The organism is Roseicella sp. DB1501, assembly GCF_013112485.1.
Lineage (GTDB): Bacteria > Pseudomonadota > Alphaproteobacteria > Acetobacterales > Acetobacteraceae > Paracraurococcus.
In genome coordinates, this window is record NZ_JABFHG010000005.1 from 1 (window position 1) to 16,586 (window position 16,586).

Annotated in this window: 15 protein-coding genes; 11 read left to right on the forward strand and 4 right to left on the reverse strand. The window is 71.3% G+C overall.

The annotated features are described in order from the left end of the window. The first annotated feature begins 12 nt into the window (after positions 1-12). Positions 13-120 carry a transposase domain-containing protein gene (locus tag HJG45_RS10925; protein WP_408902020.1) on the forward strand — a complete coding sequence of 36 codons (108 nt, stop codon included), beginning with the start codon at positions 13-15 and terminating at the stop codon, positions 118-120. On the opposite strand, the gene HJG45_RS10930 is transcribed toward HJG45_RS10925, so the two are convergent. Together HJG45_RS10930 and HJG45_RS10935 are read right to left on the reverse strand one after the other, a co-directional pair. Beyond that, a complete protein-coding gene (locus HJG45_RS10930; RefSeq protein ID WP_171612162.1) occupies positions 86-811 on the reverse strand; it encodes a TonB-dependent siderophore receptor in 726 nt (241 codons plus the stop codon). The genes HJG45_RS10925 and HJG45_RS10930 overlap by 35 nt on opposite strands. A gap of 591 nt (positions 812-1,402) precedes the next feature. Beyond that, positions 1,403-1,720 carry an HU family DNA-binding protein gene (locus HJG45_RS10935; RefSeq protein ID WP_171612163.1) on the reverse strand — a complete coding sequence of 106 codons (318 nt, stop codon included), beginning with the start codon at positions 1,718-1,720 and terminating at the stop codon, positions 1,403-1,405. 450 nt (positions 1,721-2,170) lie between these two features. On the opposite strand from HJG45_RS10935, the gene HJG45_RS10940 reads away from it, so the two are divergent. Together HJG45_RS10940 and HJG45_RS10945 are read left to right on the forward strand one after the other, a co-directional pair. Further along, on the forward strand, positions 2,171-2,683 hold the full coding sequence (locus HJG45_RS10940; protein WP_171612164.1) for a GGDEF domain-containing protein: 513 nt from the start codon (positions 2,171-2,173) through the stop codon (positions 2,681-2,683). A gap of 125 nt (positions 2,684-2,808) precedes the next feature. After that, complete coding sequence (locus tag HJG45_RS10945; protein WP_171612165.1) at positions 2,809-3,468, forward strand: DsbA family protein; 660 nt, start codon at positions 2,809-2,811, stop codon at positions 3,466-3,468. A 202-nt stretch (positions 3,469-3,670) separates the two neighbouring features. On the opposite strand, the gene mfd is transcribed toward HJG45_RS10945, so the two are convergent. Both mfd and HJG45_RS10955 read right to left on the reverse strand, forming a co-directional pair. After that, a complete protein-coding gene (mfd, locus tag HJG45_RS10950; protein WP_171612166.1) occupies positions 3,671-7,225 on the reverse strand; it encodes a transcription-repair coupling factor in 3,555 nt (1,184 codons plus the stop codon). Further along, a complete protein-coding gene (locus HJG45_RS10955) occupies positions 7,222-7,527 on the reverse strand; it encodes a succinate dehydrogenase assembly factor 2 (protein ID WP_171612167.1) in 306 nt (101 codons plus the stop codon). Before HJG45_RS10955 ends, mfd begins: the two co-directional genes overlap by 4 nt. An 84-nt stretch (positions 7,528-7,611) precedes the next feature. Here HJG45_RS10955 and recG point away from each other — a divergent pair, with 84 nt between their 5' ends. The 8 genes from recG to HJG45_RS10995 all read left to right on the forward strand — a co-directional run bounded on the left by recG (position 7,612) and on the right by HJG45_RS10995 (position 16,539). After that, positions 7,612-9,702, forward strand: a complete 2,091-nt coding sequence (recG, locus tag HJG45_RS10960; RefSeq protein ID WP_171612168.1) for an ATP-dependent DNA helicase RecG — start codon at positions 7,612-7,614, stop codon at positions 9,700-9,702. Positions 9,703-9,844: 142 nt separating this feature from the next. Then, positions 9,845-10,588, forward strand: coding sequence for an ABC transporter ATP-binding protein (locus HJG45_RS10965; protein WP_171612169.1), 744 nt, complete (start codon positions 9,845-9,847; stop codon positions 10,586-10,588). Further along, complete coding sequence (locus tag HJG45_RS10970; protein ID WP_171612170.1) at positions 10,588-11,319, forward strand: ABC transporter permease subunit; 732 nt, start codon at positions 10,588-10,590, stop codon at positions 11,317-11,319. The genes HJG45_RS10965 and HJG45_RS10970 overlap by 1 nt, the downstream gene beginning before the upstream one ends. A gap of 3 nt (positions 11,320-11,322) precedes the next feature. Beyond that, the gene (locus tag HJG45_RS10975) at positions 11,323-13,299 is read left to right on the forward strand and encodes a Gldg family protein (RefSeq protein WP_171612171.1); all 1,977 of its coding nucleotides are present in this window, start codon (positions 11,323-11,325) and stop codon (positions 13,297-13,299) included. Between the two features lie 10 nt (positions 13,300-13,309). Next, a complete protein-coding gene (locus tag HJG45_RS10980) occupies positions 13,310-14,350 on the forward strand; it encodes a DUF4340 domain-containing protein (protein WP_171612172.1) in 1,041 nt (346 codons plus the stop codon). After that, positions 14,347-14,793, forward strand: coding sequence for an NUDIX hydrolase (locus tag HJG45_RS10985; protein ID WP_171612173.1), 447 nt, complete (start codon positions 14,347-14,349; stop codon positions 14,791-14,793). Before HJG45_RS10980 ends, HJG45_RS10985 begins: the two co-directional genes overlap by 4 nt. A gap of 112 nt (positions 14,794-14,905) precedes the next feature. Then, positions 14,906-15,688: a class II aldolase/adducin family protein gene (locus HJG45_RS10990; protein ID WP_171612174.1), complete on the forward strand. Its 783-nt coding sequence runs from the start codon at positions 14,906-14,908 to the stop codon at positions 15,686-15,688. A 548-nt stretch (positions 15,689-16,236) separates the two neighbouring features. Beyond that, positions 16,237-16,539, forward strand: a complete 303-nt coding sequence (locus HJG45_RS10995) for a hypothetical protein (RefSeq protein ID WP_171612175.1) — start codon at positions 16,237-16,239, stop codon at positions 16,537-16,539. Positions 16,540-16,586 lie beyond the last annotated feature (47 nt).

Here is a 16,586-nt window from a genome sequence, read left to right on the forward strand (position 1 = left end):
CCGGAAGCCTACATCGCAGCCGTGCTCGACCGCCTCGCAAATGGCCACCCCATCACCCGTATCGACGAGCTGCTACCCTGGAACTTCAGGCCAAGCCGTCAACCCACCAGCGTGGGCTGACGCATACGCGATCGGCATCGAGCGGCCCGGAAAAGTCGAAGGTGCCCCGGGCATGCTCGAAATTGCCGAATTGGAGGCCGATCTGGCGCAGCGGCTCGAGCGTCGGCCGCTTGCTCTCCTGGTTGAGCAAGCCGCCCGCCGCGGCCTGCCCGTAGAGCACGGAGACGGGGCCGCGCAGGACCTCGATGCGCTCCATGAGGAAGGGATCGAGTTGCGGTATGCCGTACCAACCGTTGCCGGGCAGCTTCATGCCATTCCAGTAGGTGTCGGCATCGAAGCCGCGCACCTTCAGCTGGTCGTAGCGGGTGGCGATGCCGCCGCGCGTCTCCGGCGTCACGCCCGGCGTGTAGCGCACCGCCCCGTTCAGGGTCTGGACGTTCTGCTGGTCCATCTGGTCGCGGGTGATGACCGAGAGGGATTGCGGCGTCTCCAGCAGCGGCGTGTCGGTCTTGGTGCCGGCGGTACTGAGGCGGGCCACGTAGCCCGAGACCGGGCCGCGGCCCGTCTCGGCCTCGCCGGTGACGTTCAGCTCCGGCAGGCGGACATCCGAGGCGGCGACGCCCTGAGGCGCGGCACCGGTTCCGCCGCTGGTCTGAGCGAGGCTGGGCCCACAGAGGACGAGGCCGGACAGAGCGATCGCGCCTCGCAGTACCCCGAACGGCTGGGCGTGGGGGCGGACCCACTGGGGCATCGTAAGCTCCGGAGATCTACTTGAGAGCGGGTCCGCCGCTTATCGCAATTGAGACTGATTTGCAATTACGGGGCGGCTCGGAAGACACGCCTTGTGTCGCCGATGCCGCGTTCGCCCGGTGCAGCTGTGCGCGCGGTGCGGTCTGGCCGGCGATGCGCGGCCCATCCGGGCGCCCCGGCAGCCCGATCGAGGCCGGGCCTATCGCCCGGGCAAAAAAAAGCGGCGCCGAACGGGCGCCGCGGAGTTGAGGGAGGAAACGTCCAAAGCAGAGCGCCGGTCGGCGCGGCTGCTGCGACGCACAACGGTGGCATTCGGCGGGCGTTCCGAGGCGCCTCGCCGACCTACCGCACTATTAGGTGAGCAAGTTCGCTGAGCGATACCGGCTCCCGGCGGTCCGAAGCGCCAAGCTTCACCCTGGCATCATCCAAGATGAGGAAAGAGCGCACCCTCGCCCGGCCGGTCACGGACGGCCCCTCGAACCGTAGGACCGGCGCGACGCGAAAAGGCTCGGTCCAGCCCTCCGCGTCACACCGCCATCCCATCCCGATCGATACGGCCGGCCGCGCCGGCGAGGCTCGAACGGGCCGGTGGTCAGATCGCTTCCTTGGCTTCCTTCGCGGCCGTGAAGGCCAGCTTCTTGCTCTCGGCGATCTGGATCTCGGCGCCCGTTGCCGGGTTGCGCCCGGTGCGCGCCGCGCGCTTCTTGACCTGCAGAATGCCGAGGCCGGTGAGGCGGACCTTCTCGCCGGCCTGCAGGCGCTTCATCACCTCGGAGACGAGACCGTTCAGCACGGCCTCGACCGTCTTCTTCGGCAGGTCGTTGCTCTCGGCGAGGCCGACGGCCATCTGCTTCAGCGTCGTCGTGGTGGTCGCCTTGGCGGCGGGCTTGGCGGTGGTGGTGCTTGACATGGGTCCCCCTGTCGCGTGGCGGTGCCCTAGGGATCACGGGCGTTCGGCTGTTGCAAGGCAATAAGCCCAGCCGGTGCGGCGTTCGGCGCTGCCAAAGCTTGGTCCGGCAGCGGGCTCAGGCGCGGCTTGGGCGTCGCCAAGGTGCGCCGTGCCCCTGGCTATTCGCCTGTAAGCTGTTGGGCAAGGGGACATTTTTCGCCCTGACAGCCCCCTCCCCGGCCGACTTTGCGGCAAGCGACACGGTTTTCATTTTTTATTCGCACCAATAAGCTGGATCGCTCCGCGCCTGCCTTGCAGGGGCCCCGCACGCTGCCGTCCACCCGCCTGCATCGGAGTCGAGCCCCTGATCGGACCTGCCCGACCGACCAGGCAGTTGCGACAGAGAGACGATCTTAATCATCCGGCAATCGCAGTCGGGATGATGTCGGGACGAATGGATGGACCAGCAACATGATGATCGATCGGAACCGGCGCGATCAGGGGGATGCATTGACCGGCACGGTGACGATGCCGGCGATGCGCCGCTTCGTGGAGGCTGCGCTCGACCTATCCGAGCCACAGGGACCTGGCGTCGCGCTGCTTGCGATCGGCATCGACGGTCTCGGCGCCCTCGCCGCGCAACGCGGCCGGCACATGTCGGAGGCGGCGCTCCTCGGCGTCGCCGACCGGCTGCGGAGCGGGTTGCGGGCGCATGACCTGGTTGGCCGGCTTCCAGACGGCTTCTGCATCTGCATCGCCGAGGCGCTGAGCTCCCATGCCCGCAGCACTGCCGAGCGGCTGCGGCAGCTGCTCGAGGCGACGCCGATGGAATCCCCTGAGGGGCCGCTGCCGCTCTGCTTCAGCCTTGGCCTGGCCATGGGCCGCGGCCCCGGCAGCTCGGCCGAAGCCCTGATCGAGCGGGCCTGCGCGGCGCTGGCCGAGGCGCAGAAGGCCGGCGGCAGCCAGGTCGTTACCGCGCCCTGACAGCCCGATCCTGGGCTGCGCCGGCAGCGGCAGCACCCGATCTGCCGGCCTCCTCGCCGGAAGGCGATGCGCGGCCCCGGCAGCGGGCGTTCCCGCCCGTCCGCGCCTTGTTCTAGGATGGCGTCGTGAACATCCTGGCCCCGCCCCGTACCCGCCTGCCGATCGAGGTGGTCTTCGATCTGGTCTGCCCCTGGTGCTGCCTCGGCATCCGGCGGTTGCAGCGCATGCTCCGCAGCCGGCCGGACGTGGCGGCCGAGCTGGTCTGGCGCCCCTTCCTGCTCAACCCGGACCTCGCGCCGCAGGGGGTGCCGCGGCAGGAATACCTGGTGCGGAAGTTCGGCGGCGAGGAGCGCGCGCGGCGGCTGCACGGCACGATCGCCGAGCTCGGCCGGGCCGAGGGGCTGGAATTCCGCTTCGACCGGATCCGCCGCGTGCCGCACTCGCTGGACGCGCATCGCCTGGTCCGCTGGTCCGGCCGCTTCGGCATGGCGGATGCGATGGTCGATATCCTGTTCGAGGCCTATTTCACCGAGGGCGCCGATATCGGCGATGCGGCCGTGCTGGCCGGCATCGCCGGCCGCCTCGGCCTCGACACCCCGGCGGCGAGGCGCTTCCTGGCAACGGCGGCGGAGGTCGAGGCGGTGCATTCGGACAACCTGCGGGCGCACCGCCTCGGCATCAACGGCGTGCCCTGCTTCGTCGTGGCCGGGCGCCACGCCATCGCCGGGGCGCAGGAGCCGGAGGTGCTGGAACGCCTGCTCGACGTGGCGCTGGTCGAGGGCTGAGGCGGACCGGTCGCTTAACCGGTCCGAGGCCCGCGACTTGTATCGCAAAGCCAGGCAAACCGGAGGTTTACGCCCAGCGCCTGGACCATGATCCGCTCACACAGGTTCGCGGATCATGGTCCAGGCCGTTGCTTTCAGAGCATCTTTACCCGTTTGAGTGTTTCCACTCAAACGGGTAAAGATGCTCTGAGGGCCAGTGGCATCAGGCCGCCTTCGCCTGCCCCGCCACCTTGGCGAGCGCCACCAGCAAGTCCTTGGCCACTCGCACCCGCTGCGGCAGCTCCATCTCCCGCAGCAGGGCCAGCTTGTGGTCCGGGCGCAGCTTCACCAGCCCCTTCTGGGCCGAGACCCAGCTCACCAGCCCGCCGGGATTGCGGAACTGGTTGCGGAAGAAGCCGAGCACCACGCCCTTCGGCCCGGCATCCACCTTTTCCACCCCCGCCTCGCGGCAGAGCGCCTTGATCGCCACCACCTGCAGCAGGTTCTCCACCTCCGGCGGCAGCGGCCCGAAGCGGTCCGCGAGCTCGGCCGCCATGGCCTCGATCTCCGCCTCCGTCGCCAGCGAGCCGATGCGGCGATAGAGGCCGAGGCGCACCGGCAGATCGCGGACGTAATCCTCCGGGATCAGCACCGGCAGGCCGAGATTGATGTTCGGCGTCCAGGCCCCGGCATAGTCCAGCTCGGACTTCCGCCGCCCCTGGCCCGATTTCAGCTCCGCCACCGCCTCCTCCAGCATCTGCTGGTAGAGCTCGATGCCGACCTCCCGGATATGGCCGGACTGCTCGTCCCCCAGCAGGTTGCCGGCGCCGCGGATGTCGAGGTCGTGCGAGGCCAGGGTGAAGCCGGCGCCGAGATTGTCCAGCGTCTGCATCACCTCCAGCCGCTTCTGCGCCGCCGCCGAGAGGCGGTGCGTCGCCGGCCAGGTGAGATAGGCATAGCCGCGCTGCTTGCCCCGCCCGACCCGGCCGCGGAGCTGGTAGAGCTGCGCCAGGCCGAACATGTCGGCGCGGTGGATGATCAGCGTGTTGACCGCCGGCATGTCGAGCCCGCTCTCGACGATGTTGGTGGCGAGCAGGATGTCGTGCTTGCCGTCGCCGAACTCGGTCATGACCTTCTCGAGATGGGTCGGCGGCATCTGCCCATGCGCCTCCACCACCCTGGCATCCGGCACGATCTCGCGCAGCCGGGCCGAGACCTTCTCCATGTCCTCGAGCCTGGGCACGACGCAGAAGATCTGCCCGCCCCGGAAGCGCTCGCGCTGGATCGCCTCGCGCAGCACCACCCCGTCCCAGGGCATGATGAAGGTCCGCACCGCCAGCCGGTCCACCGGCGGGGTGGCGATCAGGCTCATCTCCCGCACCCCGGTCAGGGCGAGTTGCAGGGTGCGGGGAATCGGCGTCGCGGTCAGGGTCAGCACATGGACGTCGGTCTTCAGCGCCTTCAGACGCTCCTTGTGGGCGACGCCGAAATGCTGCTCCTCATCGACGACGACCATGCCAAGATCGGCGAACTCGACGCTCTTCGCCAGCAGGGCATGGGTGCCGATGACGATGTTGACCGTGCCATCCTTCAGCCCCTCCCGCACCCGGGCAGCCTCCTTCGCCGTCACCATGCGGGAGAGCTGGGCGATGGTGACGGGGAAGCCGGCGAAGCGGGCGGCGAAGGTGCGGGCGTGCTGGCGCGCCAGCAGGGTTGTCGGCACCACCACCGCGACCTGGGCGCCCGACATGGCGACGACGAAGGCGGCGCGCAACGCCACCTCGGTCTTGCCGAAGCCGACATCGCCGCAGACCAGGCGGTCCATCGGCCGGCCGGAGGCGAGATCCTCCAGCACATCGGCGATGGCGCGCTGCTGGTCCTCGGTCTCGGCGAAGGGGAAGCGGCTGCAGAACTCGTCCCACACGCCCTCTGGCGGGATCGCCAGCGTGCCCTCCCGCGTCGCCCGCTCGGCGGCGATGCGGATGAGCTGCCCGGCCATGTCCTGGATGCGCTGCTTGGCCCGCGCCTTGCGCGACTGCCAGCTCGACCCGCCGAGCTTGTCGAGCGCGACCCCCTGCGTCTCCGAGCCGAAGCGCGACAGCACCTCGATGTTCTCGACCGGCAGGAAGAGCTTGTCGCCGCCGTCATAGAGCAGCCGCAGGCAGTCATGCGGCGCGCCGCTGACCTGCAGCGTCTCCAGCCCGTCATAGCGGCCGATGCCGTGGTCCTGATGCACCACGAGGTCGCCCTGCTCGATCCCCGTCGCATCGGCGATGAACTGGTCGGCCCGCCGGCGCCGCCGCGGCGGCCGGGCGATGCGCTCGCCGAGTAGGTCCTGCTCGCCGACGACCGAGAGGCCGAAGCCGGTCCCGGTGGCGCTGGCCGGGCAGAGGAAGCCGCGCTCCAGCCCCAGCACGGCGAGGCCGGCCACGCCCTGCGGCAGCCGGCCGAGCGCGGCGAAATCCTCGACCGCCTGCGCTGCCACCCGGTTCTCGCGCAGCAGGTTGCCGAGCCGGTCGCGCGAGCCGCGGGTCCAGGCGGCGACCACCGGCCGCCGCCCCTGCTCCAGCATCGCCCGGGCATGCTCGGCATAGGCGGTGAAGACGTTCTGGCCGGCGGCCCGCACCTCGGTGAAGAGCCGCCCCGGCCGGCCGCCCGCCTCCACCCCCTCGGCCCCGTCCGGCCGGGCGAAGGGCGAGAAGCGGAGCAACGGCCCGGTGGCGAGCATGCGGTCCCAGCCGGCCCGGCTGAGATAGAGGCTGTCGGGCGGCGCCGGCCGGTAGGGTACCTCGCTCTCGGCGCTCCGCACCGGCTGCCGCCGGGCCTGGTAGTGGTCCTCGATCATCTCGAGCCGCGCCGTGAGGACATCCTCGGCCTGGTGGTCGAGGCTGACCGAGGCCGGCGCGCCCGCGGCCTGCAGGTAGTCGAGCAGCGTCTCCATCCGGTCGTGGAACAGCCCGGCCCAGTGCTCCATGCCGGGATGCCGCCGCCCGGCGCTGACCGAGACATAGAGCGGGTCCTCGGCCGCGGCATTGCCGAAGAGCTCGCGCCAGGCGGTGCGGAAGCGGCCGATCGAGGCCTCGTCGAGGAAGACCTCGCCCACCGGCCGCAGCCAGAGCGCCGGCACGTCCCGGCCGCTGCGCTGGGTACCGGTGTCGAAATGCCGGAGGCTCTCGATCTCGTCGCCGAACAGGTCGAGCCGCACCGGATCGGCCTCGCCGGCCGGGAAGAGGTCGATGATGCCACCGCGGACCGCGTATTCGCCCGGCTCCATCACCGTGCCGGTGCGGCCGTAGCCATTGGCCTCGAGGAAGGCGGTAAGCTTTTCCGGCGCGATCCGCCCACCCTTCTTCAACTGCAGCGTGGCGCCCTGGAAGACCTCGCGCGGCGGCACCCGCTGCACCAGCGCATTCACCGTGGTCACCAGGATGCGCGGCCGGTCGCCGGGCTCCAGCAGCCGGGTCAGGGTGGCGACGCGCTCGGCGACGATCTCGGGATTGGGGGAGACCCGGTCATAGGGCAGGCAGTCCCAGGCCGGGAAGCGCAGCACCTCGACCTCGGGGGCGAAGAAGCCAAGCGCCTCGACCAGCCGGGAGGTGCGGGCGTCGTCGCGGCAGACATGCAGCACCGCCCCCACCGTCTCGGCGCGCCGCCGCGCCAGAAGCAGCGCGTCGAATCCCTCCGGCGCCCCGTGCACGGTGAGCCCGTGGCCGCTGCGTCCCTCTGGCCGCCCCTCTGGCCGCCCCTCTGGCTGTCCCCCCTGCGGCCCCTCGCTCATCGCGGGCGGAGATCCGCGGGCAGGCCAGCGCCGCTGCCGGCGCATTCCACTGCCATCCGGTCCAGCATCGGGCTGCGGCATTCCGGCGGGACCGGCCGTCGGCCGGAGAGCCAGTCGGCGAGGTCCACATCCGGGTATTCCAGCACCGCCTCCAGCGCATCGAGCTCCGCCTCCGAGAAGCCGGCGATATGCGTCGCCACGAAGCGGCCGATCATCAGATCGGCCTCCTTGGTGCCGCGATGATGGGCGCGGAACAGCAGGCGGCGTCGGCGGGGATCGAGGAAGATGGTTTCGGTCGGCATGTCGTCACGCGGCTGGGCCGCTGGCATATAGGGGGCGATGGGAATCCTGTCAGCCCGACGCGCCAGGACCGGGAGAAGTTGCGCATGAGCGCGGCGCCCGATCCGGCCGATCCCTTGCTGCCGCTCCTCGCGGCGCTCGCCGCCCTGCCCGGCATCGGGCCGGCGATCGCCCGCCGGCTGAAGGAGGCCGTGGGCGGCGATCGCATCCTCGACCTGCTCTTCCACCTGCCCGAGCGCTATGCTGAGCGGCTGCGCATCGACAGCCCGGTCGAGGCGCCGATCGAGACGGAGGTGATCCTGCCGGCGTTGGTCGTCTCGCTGCGCGCCGCGCGGTCCAAACAAGATAAGCCGTACATCGAAGTAAAAACTAAATCCGCTGGTGAGATAGTAACAATACGTTATATTGGTCGTCCATTTGATCAGATTATGCGGAATTTACCTTCAGGAGCTATTCGGGTTTTTGCAGGAAAAGTAAAGCCTGAGGGTAAAAATTGGTCGATGATCAACCCTCGCTCGGCCACTGGCCCGGAGGGGCTGTTGGAACTGGAGCCAGTCTGGTCGCTAGTGAAAGGTCTGCGGCCGTGGCAGGTGGCGAAGGCGATGGCGGCGGCGCTGGAGCGGCTGCCGGAATTGCCGGAATGGCAGGACGCCGCCCTGCTGCGGCGCGAGGGCTGGCCCGGCTTCGCCGCGGCGCTGCGCCAGGTGCAGCAGCCGGAGCGGGTGCCGCCGCCGCCGGTGCGCACCCGCCTCGCCTATGACGAGGCGCTGGCCGGCCAGATCGCCCTCGCCCTGGTGCGCCGGCGGGTGCGGCACCGCGCCGGGCGGGCGCTGGAGGGCGACGGCGCGCTGCGGGCCCGGGCGCTTGCCGCCTTCGGCCATCCCCTCACTCCCTCCCAGGCGCATGCCCTGGCCGAGATCGATGCCGATCTCGCCGCGCCGCACCGCATGCTGCGGCTGCTGCAGGGCGATGTCGGCGCCGGCAAGACGCTGGTCGCGGCCCTGGCGATGCTGCGCGCGGTCGAATCCGGCGCCCAGGCGGCGCTGATGGCGCCGACCGAGCTGCTGGCGCGCCAGCATCTCCGTACCCTCGACCGGCTCTGCACCGCTGCCGGGGTGCGGATCGAGCTGCTGGCCGGCAGCGTGAAGGGGGCGCAGCGCCGGCGCGTGCTGGGGGGCCTGGCCAGCGGCGCGGTGCAGATCGTGGTCGGCACCCATGCGCTGTTCCAGGAGGGCGTGCAGTTCCGCGACCTCGGCCTCGCCGTGGTGGACGAGCAGCACCGCTTCGGCGTCGCGCAGCGGCTGATGCTGGCCGAGAAGGGCGAGGCGGCGGACATGCTGGTGATGACCGCGACGCCGATCCCGCGCACCCTGCTGCTGACGCAATGGGGCGAGATGGCGGTCAGCCGGCTGTCGGGCAAGCCGGCCGGGCGGCAGCCCATCACCACCACGCTGCACGGGCTGCGGCAGCTCGACCAGGTGGCGGCGGGCATCGCCCGCGCCATCGAGCGCGGCGCCCGCGTCTACTGGGTCTGCCCGCATGTCGCCGAGAGCGACGCGATCGACATCGCCGCCGCCGAGACCCGCTTCGCCGAGCTCTCCGCCCGCTTCCCCGGCCAGGTCGGGCTGGCGCATGGCCGGCTGGACCCGGCGCTGCGCGAGCAGGCGCTGCGCGCCTTCGCCGCCGGCGAGACGCGGCTGCTGGTGGCGACCACCGTCATCGAGGTCGGCGTCGACGTGCCGGAGGCGACGGTGATGGTGGTCGAGCATGCCGACCGCTTCGGCCTCGCCCAGCTGCACCAGCTGCGCGGACGGGTCGGGCGCGGCGCCGCCGCCAGCTACTGCATGCTGCTCTATGACGAGGCGCTCGGCCTCGCCTCGCGCGAGCGGCTGCTGACCCTGCGCGACACGGAGGACGGCTTCGCCATCGCCGATGCGGATTTCCGCCTGCGCGGCGGCGGCGAGGCGCTGGGCACGCGGCAATCCGGCGCGCCGGTCTTCCGCCTCGGCCTCACGGAGGCCGAGGCGCAGGAGGGGCTGATCATCATGGCCAACCGCGACGCCGCCCTGCTGCTGGAGAAGGACCCGCTGCTGCAGGGGCCGCGCGGCCAAGCGGCGCGGCTGCTGCTGCGCCTGTTCGGCCGGGCGGAGGCGATGGCGACGCTCGGCGCCGGCTGAGGCCGGCCGGCGGGGCCGCGTCACACTCGGTTGCAACCGGCGGCTGCCGCTCCCCTTGCCAAGCTTTGCCAGCAGGGTACATCGGCCGACCGGCGGCCGGGGCCGGCGCGCCAGGGATCCAGGCGGAACGGGGGGACCGGATTTGGCCGCGCTGATCGAAATCGAGCGCCTGACCAAGCGCTTCGGGGGCTTCACCGCCGTCGACGACGTTTCCTTCACGGTGGATCGCGGCGAGGTGCTGGGCTTCCTCGGGCCGAACGGCGCCGGCAAGTCGACGACGATGCGCATGCTGGCCGGCTTCATGCCGCCGAGCGCCGGCACGGCGCGGATCTGCGGCGCCGATGTCGTGGCGCAGCCTGTCCTCGCCAAGCGGCATCTCGGCTTCCTGCCGGAAGGGGCGCCGACCTATCCCGAAATGACGGTCGAGGGCTTCCTCGGCTTCGCCGGCCGCATCCGCGGCTTCCGCGGCGGCGCGCTGCGCGAGCGGGTGGCGCATGCCATGCACCTCACCCAGATCGAAGGCGTGAGGCTGCAGCCGATCGAGACCCTGTCCAAGGGTTTCAAGCGCCGCGTCGGCCTGGCCCAGGCGCTGCTGCACGACCCGCCGGTGCTGGTACTGGACGAGCCGACGGACGGGCTCGACCCCAACCAGAAGCACGAGGTGCGCGAGCTGATCCGCCGCATGGCCCCCGAGAAGGCGATCGTCATCTCGACGCATATCCTCGAGGAGGTGGGTGCCGTCTGCAGCCGCGCCATCATCATCGCCGCCGGGCGGGTGGTGGTGGATGCGCCGCCCTCGGTGCTCGAGCGGGAGGGGCAGAGCCTGGAGGAGGTGTTCCGCAGCCTCACCCTCGGCGCGGCCGCGCCGCGGCGGGAGGCCGCCTGATGCGCAGCACGCTGACCGTCGCGCGGCGCGAGCTGGCCGGCTATTTCGCGACCCCCGTCGCCTATGTCTTCATCGTCATCTTCCTGGTGATGGCCGGCGCCCTCACCTTCACGATGGGCAATTTCTTCGATCGCGGCCAGGCGGACCTGCAGCCCTTCTTCACCTTCGTCCCCTGGCTGTTCCTGTTCCTCGTGCCGGCGCTGACCATGCGGCTCTGGGCCGAGGAGCGTCGGCTCGGCACCATCGAGCTGCTGCTCACCCTGCCGCTGGCGCAGTGGCAGGCGGTGCTCGGGAAGTTCCTCGCCGCCTGGGTGTTCTGCGCCATCGCGCTCGCCCTCACCGTCCCGATCTGGATCACCGTCAATGTGCTCGGCGACCCGGACAACGGAGTCATCCTCGCCGGCTATCTCGGCTGCCTGCTGGTCGCCGGAGCCTATCTCGCCCTCGGCGCGGCGGTCTCGGCGCTGACCAAGAACCAGGTCGTCGCCTTCGTCCTCGCGGTCGCCCTCTGCTTCGTCTTCGCCGCCGCCGGCAGCCCGGTGGTGACCGAGTTCCTGACCCAGCGCCTGCCGGTGCTGGCCGACATCGCACGCGGCCTCTCCATCTCCGACCGCTTCACCGGCTTCACCCGCGGCGTCGTCGGCGCCCGGGACCTCGTCTACTTCGCCTCATTCATCGGCTTCTTCCTCTTCGTCAACGCGGTGGTGCTCGACCACCGGAAGGCGGATTGACGCATGAGCGCCTCCACCTCGCAGGCCGGCCGGCCCGCCCCCGCCCCGGCCCCGGCGACCTCCGGCGCGCGCCGGCTCTGGTCCTCGGCCCTCGGGCTGCTCGCCGCCGCCGGTCTCGCGGTCGGCATCAACCTGCTGGCCGACCGGCTGCTGGCGCGGGCGCGCCTCGACCTGACGGAGCAGCATCTCTACACGCTGTCGGAGGGCACGCGGCAGGTGCTCGCCGGGTTGAAGGACCCGGTCACCCTGCGGCTCTTCTATTCGCGCCGGCTCGGCGCGGCGATCCCGCTCTACGGCGCCTATGCCGACCGGGTGCGGGAGATGCTGCAGGAATACGTCGCCCTCTCGAACGGCAAGGTCCGGCTCGAGCTCTACGACCCCGAGCCCTTCTCCGAGCTCGAGGACCGCGCCATGGCGCTCGGCCTGCAGGGCGTGCCGGTCGACCAGTCCGGCGAGCAGGTCTATTTCGGCCTCGCCGGCAGCAACCTCGTCGATGACGAGCGGGCCATCCCCTTCCTGCAGCCGGACCGCGAGCGCTTCCTGGAATACGACCTGACGCGGCTGGTCTACGACCTGTCCAACCCGGCGCGGCCTGTGGTCGGCGTGATGACGCCGCTGCCGCTGAACGGCGACCCGCGGGCGATGATGCTGCGCGACCCGCAGCTCGGCCGGCCGCAGGTGGTGATGACGCAGCTCCGGCAGTTCTTCGCGGTGAAGGACGTGCCGCTGGATGCACAGGTGATCGAGCCGGACATCCAGGTGCTGCTGGTCGCGCATCCGCAGCACCTGCCGGAGGCGACGCAATACGCCATCGACCAGTTCGTCATGCGCGGCGGCAAGCTCTTCCTTCTGGTCGATCCGCATAGCGAGAGCCAGGCGAGCCGGCCTGGCCCGAACGGCCAGCCACCGGCCGACACCGTCTCCTCCCTCGACCGGCTGCTCCATGCCTGGGGGGTGGAGGCGCCCTCCGACAAGGTGGTGCTCGACCTGCGCGGCGCCTGGCGGGTGCGCGCCGGGCCGGGCGACCGGGTGCAGGCGGTGGACTACCTCGCCTGGTACAACCTGCAGGGCGACAGCCTGAACCGCGACGACGTCGCCCTCGCCCAGCTCGACCAGGTGACCGTCGCCTCGGCTGGCGAGCTGCGCAAGCGCCTGGGCGCGACCATCGAGTTCACGCCGCTGCTGACCTCCTCGCCTGAGAGCGAGGTGGTGGATGCGGAGAAGGTGCGGCAGCAGCCGAACCCGGTGCGGCTGCTGGCCGATTTCCACAGCGGCGGCGAGCGGCACGTCATCGCCGCCCGGCTGCGCGGCGAGCTCGCCTCGGCCTTCCCGGACGGCCCGCCCGCTCCGCCGCAAGGTCAGGAGCGGCCGAAGGACCTCCCCGCCTTCCTTCCCCGCAGTGCCGGTCCCGCCAATATCGTCGTCGTCAACGACACCGACATCCTGGAGGACCGCTTCTGGGTCCGGGTGCAGGATTTCTTCGGCCAGCCGGTGGCGACGCCCTTCAGCGGCAACGGGCCGCTGATCGGCAACCTCGTCGACACGCTCGCCGGCTCGGACGCGCTGATCTCGCTCCGCTCCCGCGGCGAGAGCCTCCGGCCCTTCACCCTGGTCGAGGACATCCGCCGCAACGCCGATGCCGAGTACCGGCAGACCGAGCAGCAGCTGACGAAGAAGCTCGAGGCGACCGAACAGCGCCTGCGCGAGTTGCGCCAGGGGACTCCTTCCGGCACGGGAGGCGAGCGCGGCCAGAGCGTGATCACGCCCGAGCAGCGGCAGGAGATCGACCAGGCGCGGGAGGAGATCATCGCCACGCGCCGGCAGCTCCGTGCCGTGCAGCTTGAGCTGCGCCGCGACATCGAGGGGCTCGAGACCTGGCTGCGCCTGGTCAATATCGCGCTGGTCCCGGCGCTGCTGACGCTCTTCGCCATCGGCCTCGCCGTGGTGCGGGCGCGGCGCCGGGCGGCGGCGCGGAGCTGAGGAGGCCGGGATGAAGCGTCGAACCCTGCTCCTGCTGGGCGGCGGCGCCGCCGCCACGCTCGGCGCCGCCCTGCTGCTGACCCCGCGCCAGGCCGAGCGCCGGGACATGGCCGAGGGCGGCCTCGTCTTCCCTGGCCTCGCCGATCGGTTGCAGCACGCGACCCGCATCGAGATCCGCAAGGCCGATGCGACGCTCACCCTGGCGCGCCAGGGCGATGTCTGGGTGCTGCCGCAGAAGGGCAACTACCCGGCGCGGCCGGAGAAGCTGCGGGAGATGCTGATTGGGCTGACCGAGCTGCGCCTGGCCGAGCCGCGCACCGGCGACCCGGCGCAATACGACCGGCTCGGCGTGGAGGAGCCGGACAAGCCCGGCAGCACGGCCCTGCTGCTCCGCATCCTCGATGATGCCGGCCAGCCGATCGCCGCGCTGATCCTCGGCCGGCGCCGCGTCCGTACCCAGGGCAACGTCCCCGAAAGCATCTATGTCCGCCGGCCGGGCGAGGCGCAGGCTTGGCTGGCGGAGGGGCGGCTGGCGGCGGATGCCGATCCGCAGCTCTGGCTCGACCGCGACATCGCCAACCTGCCGCAGGACCGGGTGCGCCGCGTCACCATCCGCCGGGACGGGGAGCCGGCGCTGGTCGTCGCCCGCGGCGAGGGGCCTGAGGCCAAGCTGCAGGTCGAGCAGCCCGCCGGGACGCCGGCCGACGAAACGGTGCTGGACGAGATCGCCCGCGCCTTCGAGATGCTCACCTTCCTCGATGTGAGGCCCGCGGCGGAGGCGCCGGGCGAGCCGGTCGCCGAGAGCCGGTTCGAGCTGTCGGACGGGCTCGCCGTGACGGTGCTGCCGCATCTCGACCAGGGCGATGTCTGGATCCGGCTGCGCGCCGAGGGCGGCGAGGAGGGCGCGCGGCTCGCCGCCCGCTGGCAGCCTTGGGTCTATCAGGTGGGGGTCTGGAAGCTGAAGGTCTTCGCCCCGCGCCCCGAGGAGCTGAAACCCCCGGCGACCCCAGCCGCCGCGCCGGCCGCGCCCACGGATTCGCCGGCGCGATGAGCCGGGAATATCCCGACCGGCCCTGGGTTGGCATCGGCGTGGTCGCCTTCACCGGCGAGCGCGGCGCCGAGCAGGTGCTTCTGGTCCGCCGCGGCAAGCCGCCGCGCGAGGGCAGCTGGTCGCTCCCCGGCGGCGCGCAGCATGTCGGCGAGCGGGCCGAGGCGGCGGCGCGGCGGGAGCTGATGGAGGAGACCGGCATCGAGGTGGGGCCGCTCGAGCTCGCCGCCGTCTTCGATTCCATCAGCCGCGACGAGGCAGGCACGGTGCGCTGGCACTACACCATCATCGATTACTGCGGCCGCTGGTCGGCCGGCGAGGCGCGGCCGGGGGACGACGTCGCCGCCGTGGCCTGGGCGGCGCCGGAGGACCTGCCGCTCTACGACCTTACCCCGGATGCGCTCCGGGTCATCTCCGAGGCGCGGGAACGGCTGTTCCCGGGCTGAGGAAGCGGCAGCGGCCATCGACGTGCGGGCGATCGGGATGCGCTTTGGGGGCTTCTGGTCAGACGACCGACAGGACTAGCATCGGTCGGGCCACCAGGAAGGACGTCCCGCCATGCCGCTCGAAACCCATGCCGCCCCCGACCTCGCCATCGCCGACCAGCGGCGCCAGGCGCGCATCGACCTTGCCGCCGCGCACCGCCTGGCGGTGATGCACGGCTTCCACGAGGGCATCTTCAACCACTTCACCCTGCGCGTGCCGGGTGCCGAGGACCGCTACTACCAGATCCCCTTCGGCCTGCACTGGTCGGAGGTGACCGCCTCCTGCTTCATGGAGGTCGGCTATGACGGCAGCCTGCTCGCCGGCGAGGGCCATGTCGAGCGCAGCGCCTATTGCATCCACGCGCCGATGCACCGGCTGCTGCCGAATGCCGCCGCGGTCTTCCACACGCACATGCCCTATGCGAGCGCCCTCGCCCGGCTCGAGGATCCGCAGATCCTGCCGATCGGCCAGACCGAGCTCGGGACGAGCATGAACACTGCCTATGACGACATCTATACCGGCCCGGCCTTCGACCCGGCGGAGGGCGAGCGCCTCGCCGGCGTGGTGGGCAACAAGACGGTGCTGATGATGGCCAATCATGGCATCGCCACGGTCGGGCGCAGCGTCGCCGAGGCCTATGACCGACTCTACTACGCCGAGCGCGTGGCGCAGGTGCAGCTCTACGCCATGTGGACCAACCGGCCGCTGAAGATGCTGCCGAAGGAGGTCGTGGATCACACGATCAGCACCTATCGCAAGACCGCGCCGCGCTATGGCGACCGCTCGAATGCCGAATGGCATTTCGATGCGCTGAAGCGGATCCTCGACCGCAAGGAGGCGGATTACCGCGACTGACCGGATACGGGCCGGGACGGGGCGCGCCCTTCCTGTCCCGGCCGTTGCCCGCGGCCCGCCCCGGGCGTCCGACGCCACCCGGGCAGGTCAGAACGATACCGGAAGGGGCAAAAATTGCTCTTTCTAATCAATGGGTTGAACACGAATTCCCGAAGCTTTCCTCAGACTTGCCCCGAAGCCTGTGGGTAAGCGCCGCGGCCGCGACGGAGGGGCGCGGCGGGCGCAGCGACGATTTTTTCCGCCTCCATCCTCGCCACCGCCACGGCGGCGCCGGCAAGCCGCTGATCTCACGCGCCGCGACGCCGCTCGCGCCATCCCTGCCGGGCAGGGGCTGTGGCTTCCATGCCGCGGTCCAGCGGGAAGGTGGCCCTGCCCGGCGACCGCCGCGAACGCCAGAAGAACGCGCCTTGCAAACCAATGGCTTGCAATCCGTTTCTCACAACTTGTCCTCAGGCTTGTCCCGATTCCTGGGGAAAACTGCGGTGCAGCGATGCGGGATGGGCGGGGCTTGCCTGCCGCGGCGGGCTGCGTCCAGAACATCCCGTCCCATGTCCCGCCGCAAGCTACCGCCCCCGCTCATCCTGCAGCCGCCCGTCGCCGCGCGCCCGGCGGGTCCGGCGCCGCGCCCGCCCAGCCTGCCGCTCGGCGGCACCCATGGCGTGCGTCTCGTCCTTGAGGCCGCGGACGCCGCCGCGGTGGAAGCCGCCGCCGCGGCGCTGAAGGCGCGCTTCGGCGCCCGCTTCGCGGTCACCGGCCGGCGCCGCGCCTCATCCGGCCTGCGGATGACAGCGAGCCTGCAGGTGACCGCCGACGAGGCGCTCGATGCCGGGGCGCCGCCGCAGGAGGGATAGGAACGCCCCGCAAAACCGCTTCGCGGCTTTGCGGCGACCCCTTGGAA

Coding starts and splice junctions, on each gene's coding strand:
- HJG45_RS10930 (WP_171612162.1), bottom strand. CDS start 811: ATGCCCCAGTGGGTCCGCCCCCACGCCCAGCCGTTCGGGGTACTGCGA.
- HJG45_RS10935 (WP_171612163.1), bottom strand. CDS start 1,720: ATGTCAAGCACCACCACCGCCAAGCCCGCCGCCAAGGCGACCACCACG.
- HJG45_RS10940 (WP_171612164.1), top strand. CDS start 2,171: ATGATGATCGATCGGAACCGGCGCGATCAGGGGGATGCATTGACCGGC.
- mfd (WP_171612166.1), bottom strand. CDS start 7,225: ATGAGCGAGGGGCCGCAGGGGGGACAGCCAGAGGGGCGGCCAGAGGGG.
- HJG45_RS10955 (WP_171612167.1), bottom strand. CDS start 7,527: ATGCCGACCGAAACCATCTTCCTCGATCCCCGCCGACGCCGCCTGCTG.
- recG (WP_171612168.1), top strand. CDS start 7,612: ATGAGCGCGGCGCCCGATCCGGCCGATCCCTTGCTGCCGCTCCTCGCG.
- HJG45_RS10970 (WP_171612170.1), top strand. CDS start 10,588: ATGCGCAGCACGCTGACCGTCGCGCGGCGCGAGCTGGCCGGCTATTTC.
- HJG45_RS10975 (WP_171612171.1), top strand. CDS start 11,323: ATGAGCGCCTCCACCTCGCAGGCCGGCCGGCCCGCCCCCGCCCCGGCC.
- HJG45_RS10980 (WP_171612172.1), top strand. CDS start 13,310: ATGAAGCGTCGAACCCTGCTCCTGCTGGGCGGCGGCGCCGCCGCCACG.
- HJG45_RS10985 (WP_171612173.1), top strand. CDS start 14,347: ATGAGCCGGGAATATCCCGACCGGCCCTGGGTTGGCATCGGCGTGGTC.
- HJG45_RS10990 (WP_171612174.1), top strand. CDS start 14,906: ATGCCGCTCGAAACCCATGCCGCCCCCGACCTCGCCATCGCCGACCAG.
- HJG45_RS10995 (WP_171612175.1), top strand. CDS start 16,237: ATGTCCCGCCGCAAGCTACCGCCCCCGCTCATCCTGCAGCCGCCCGTC.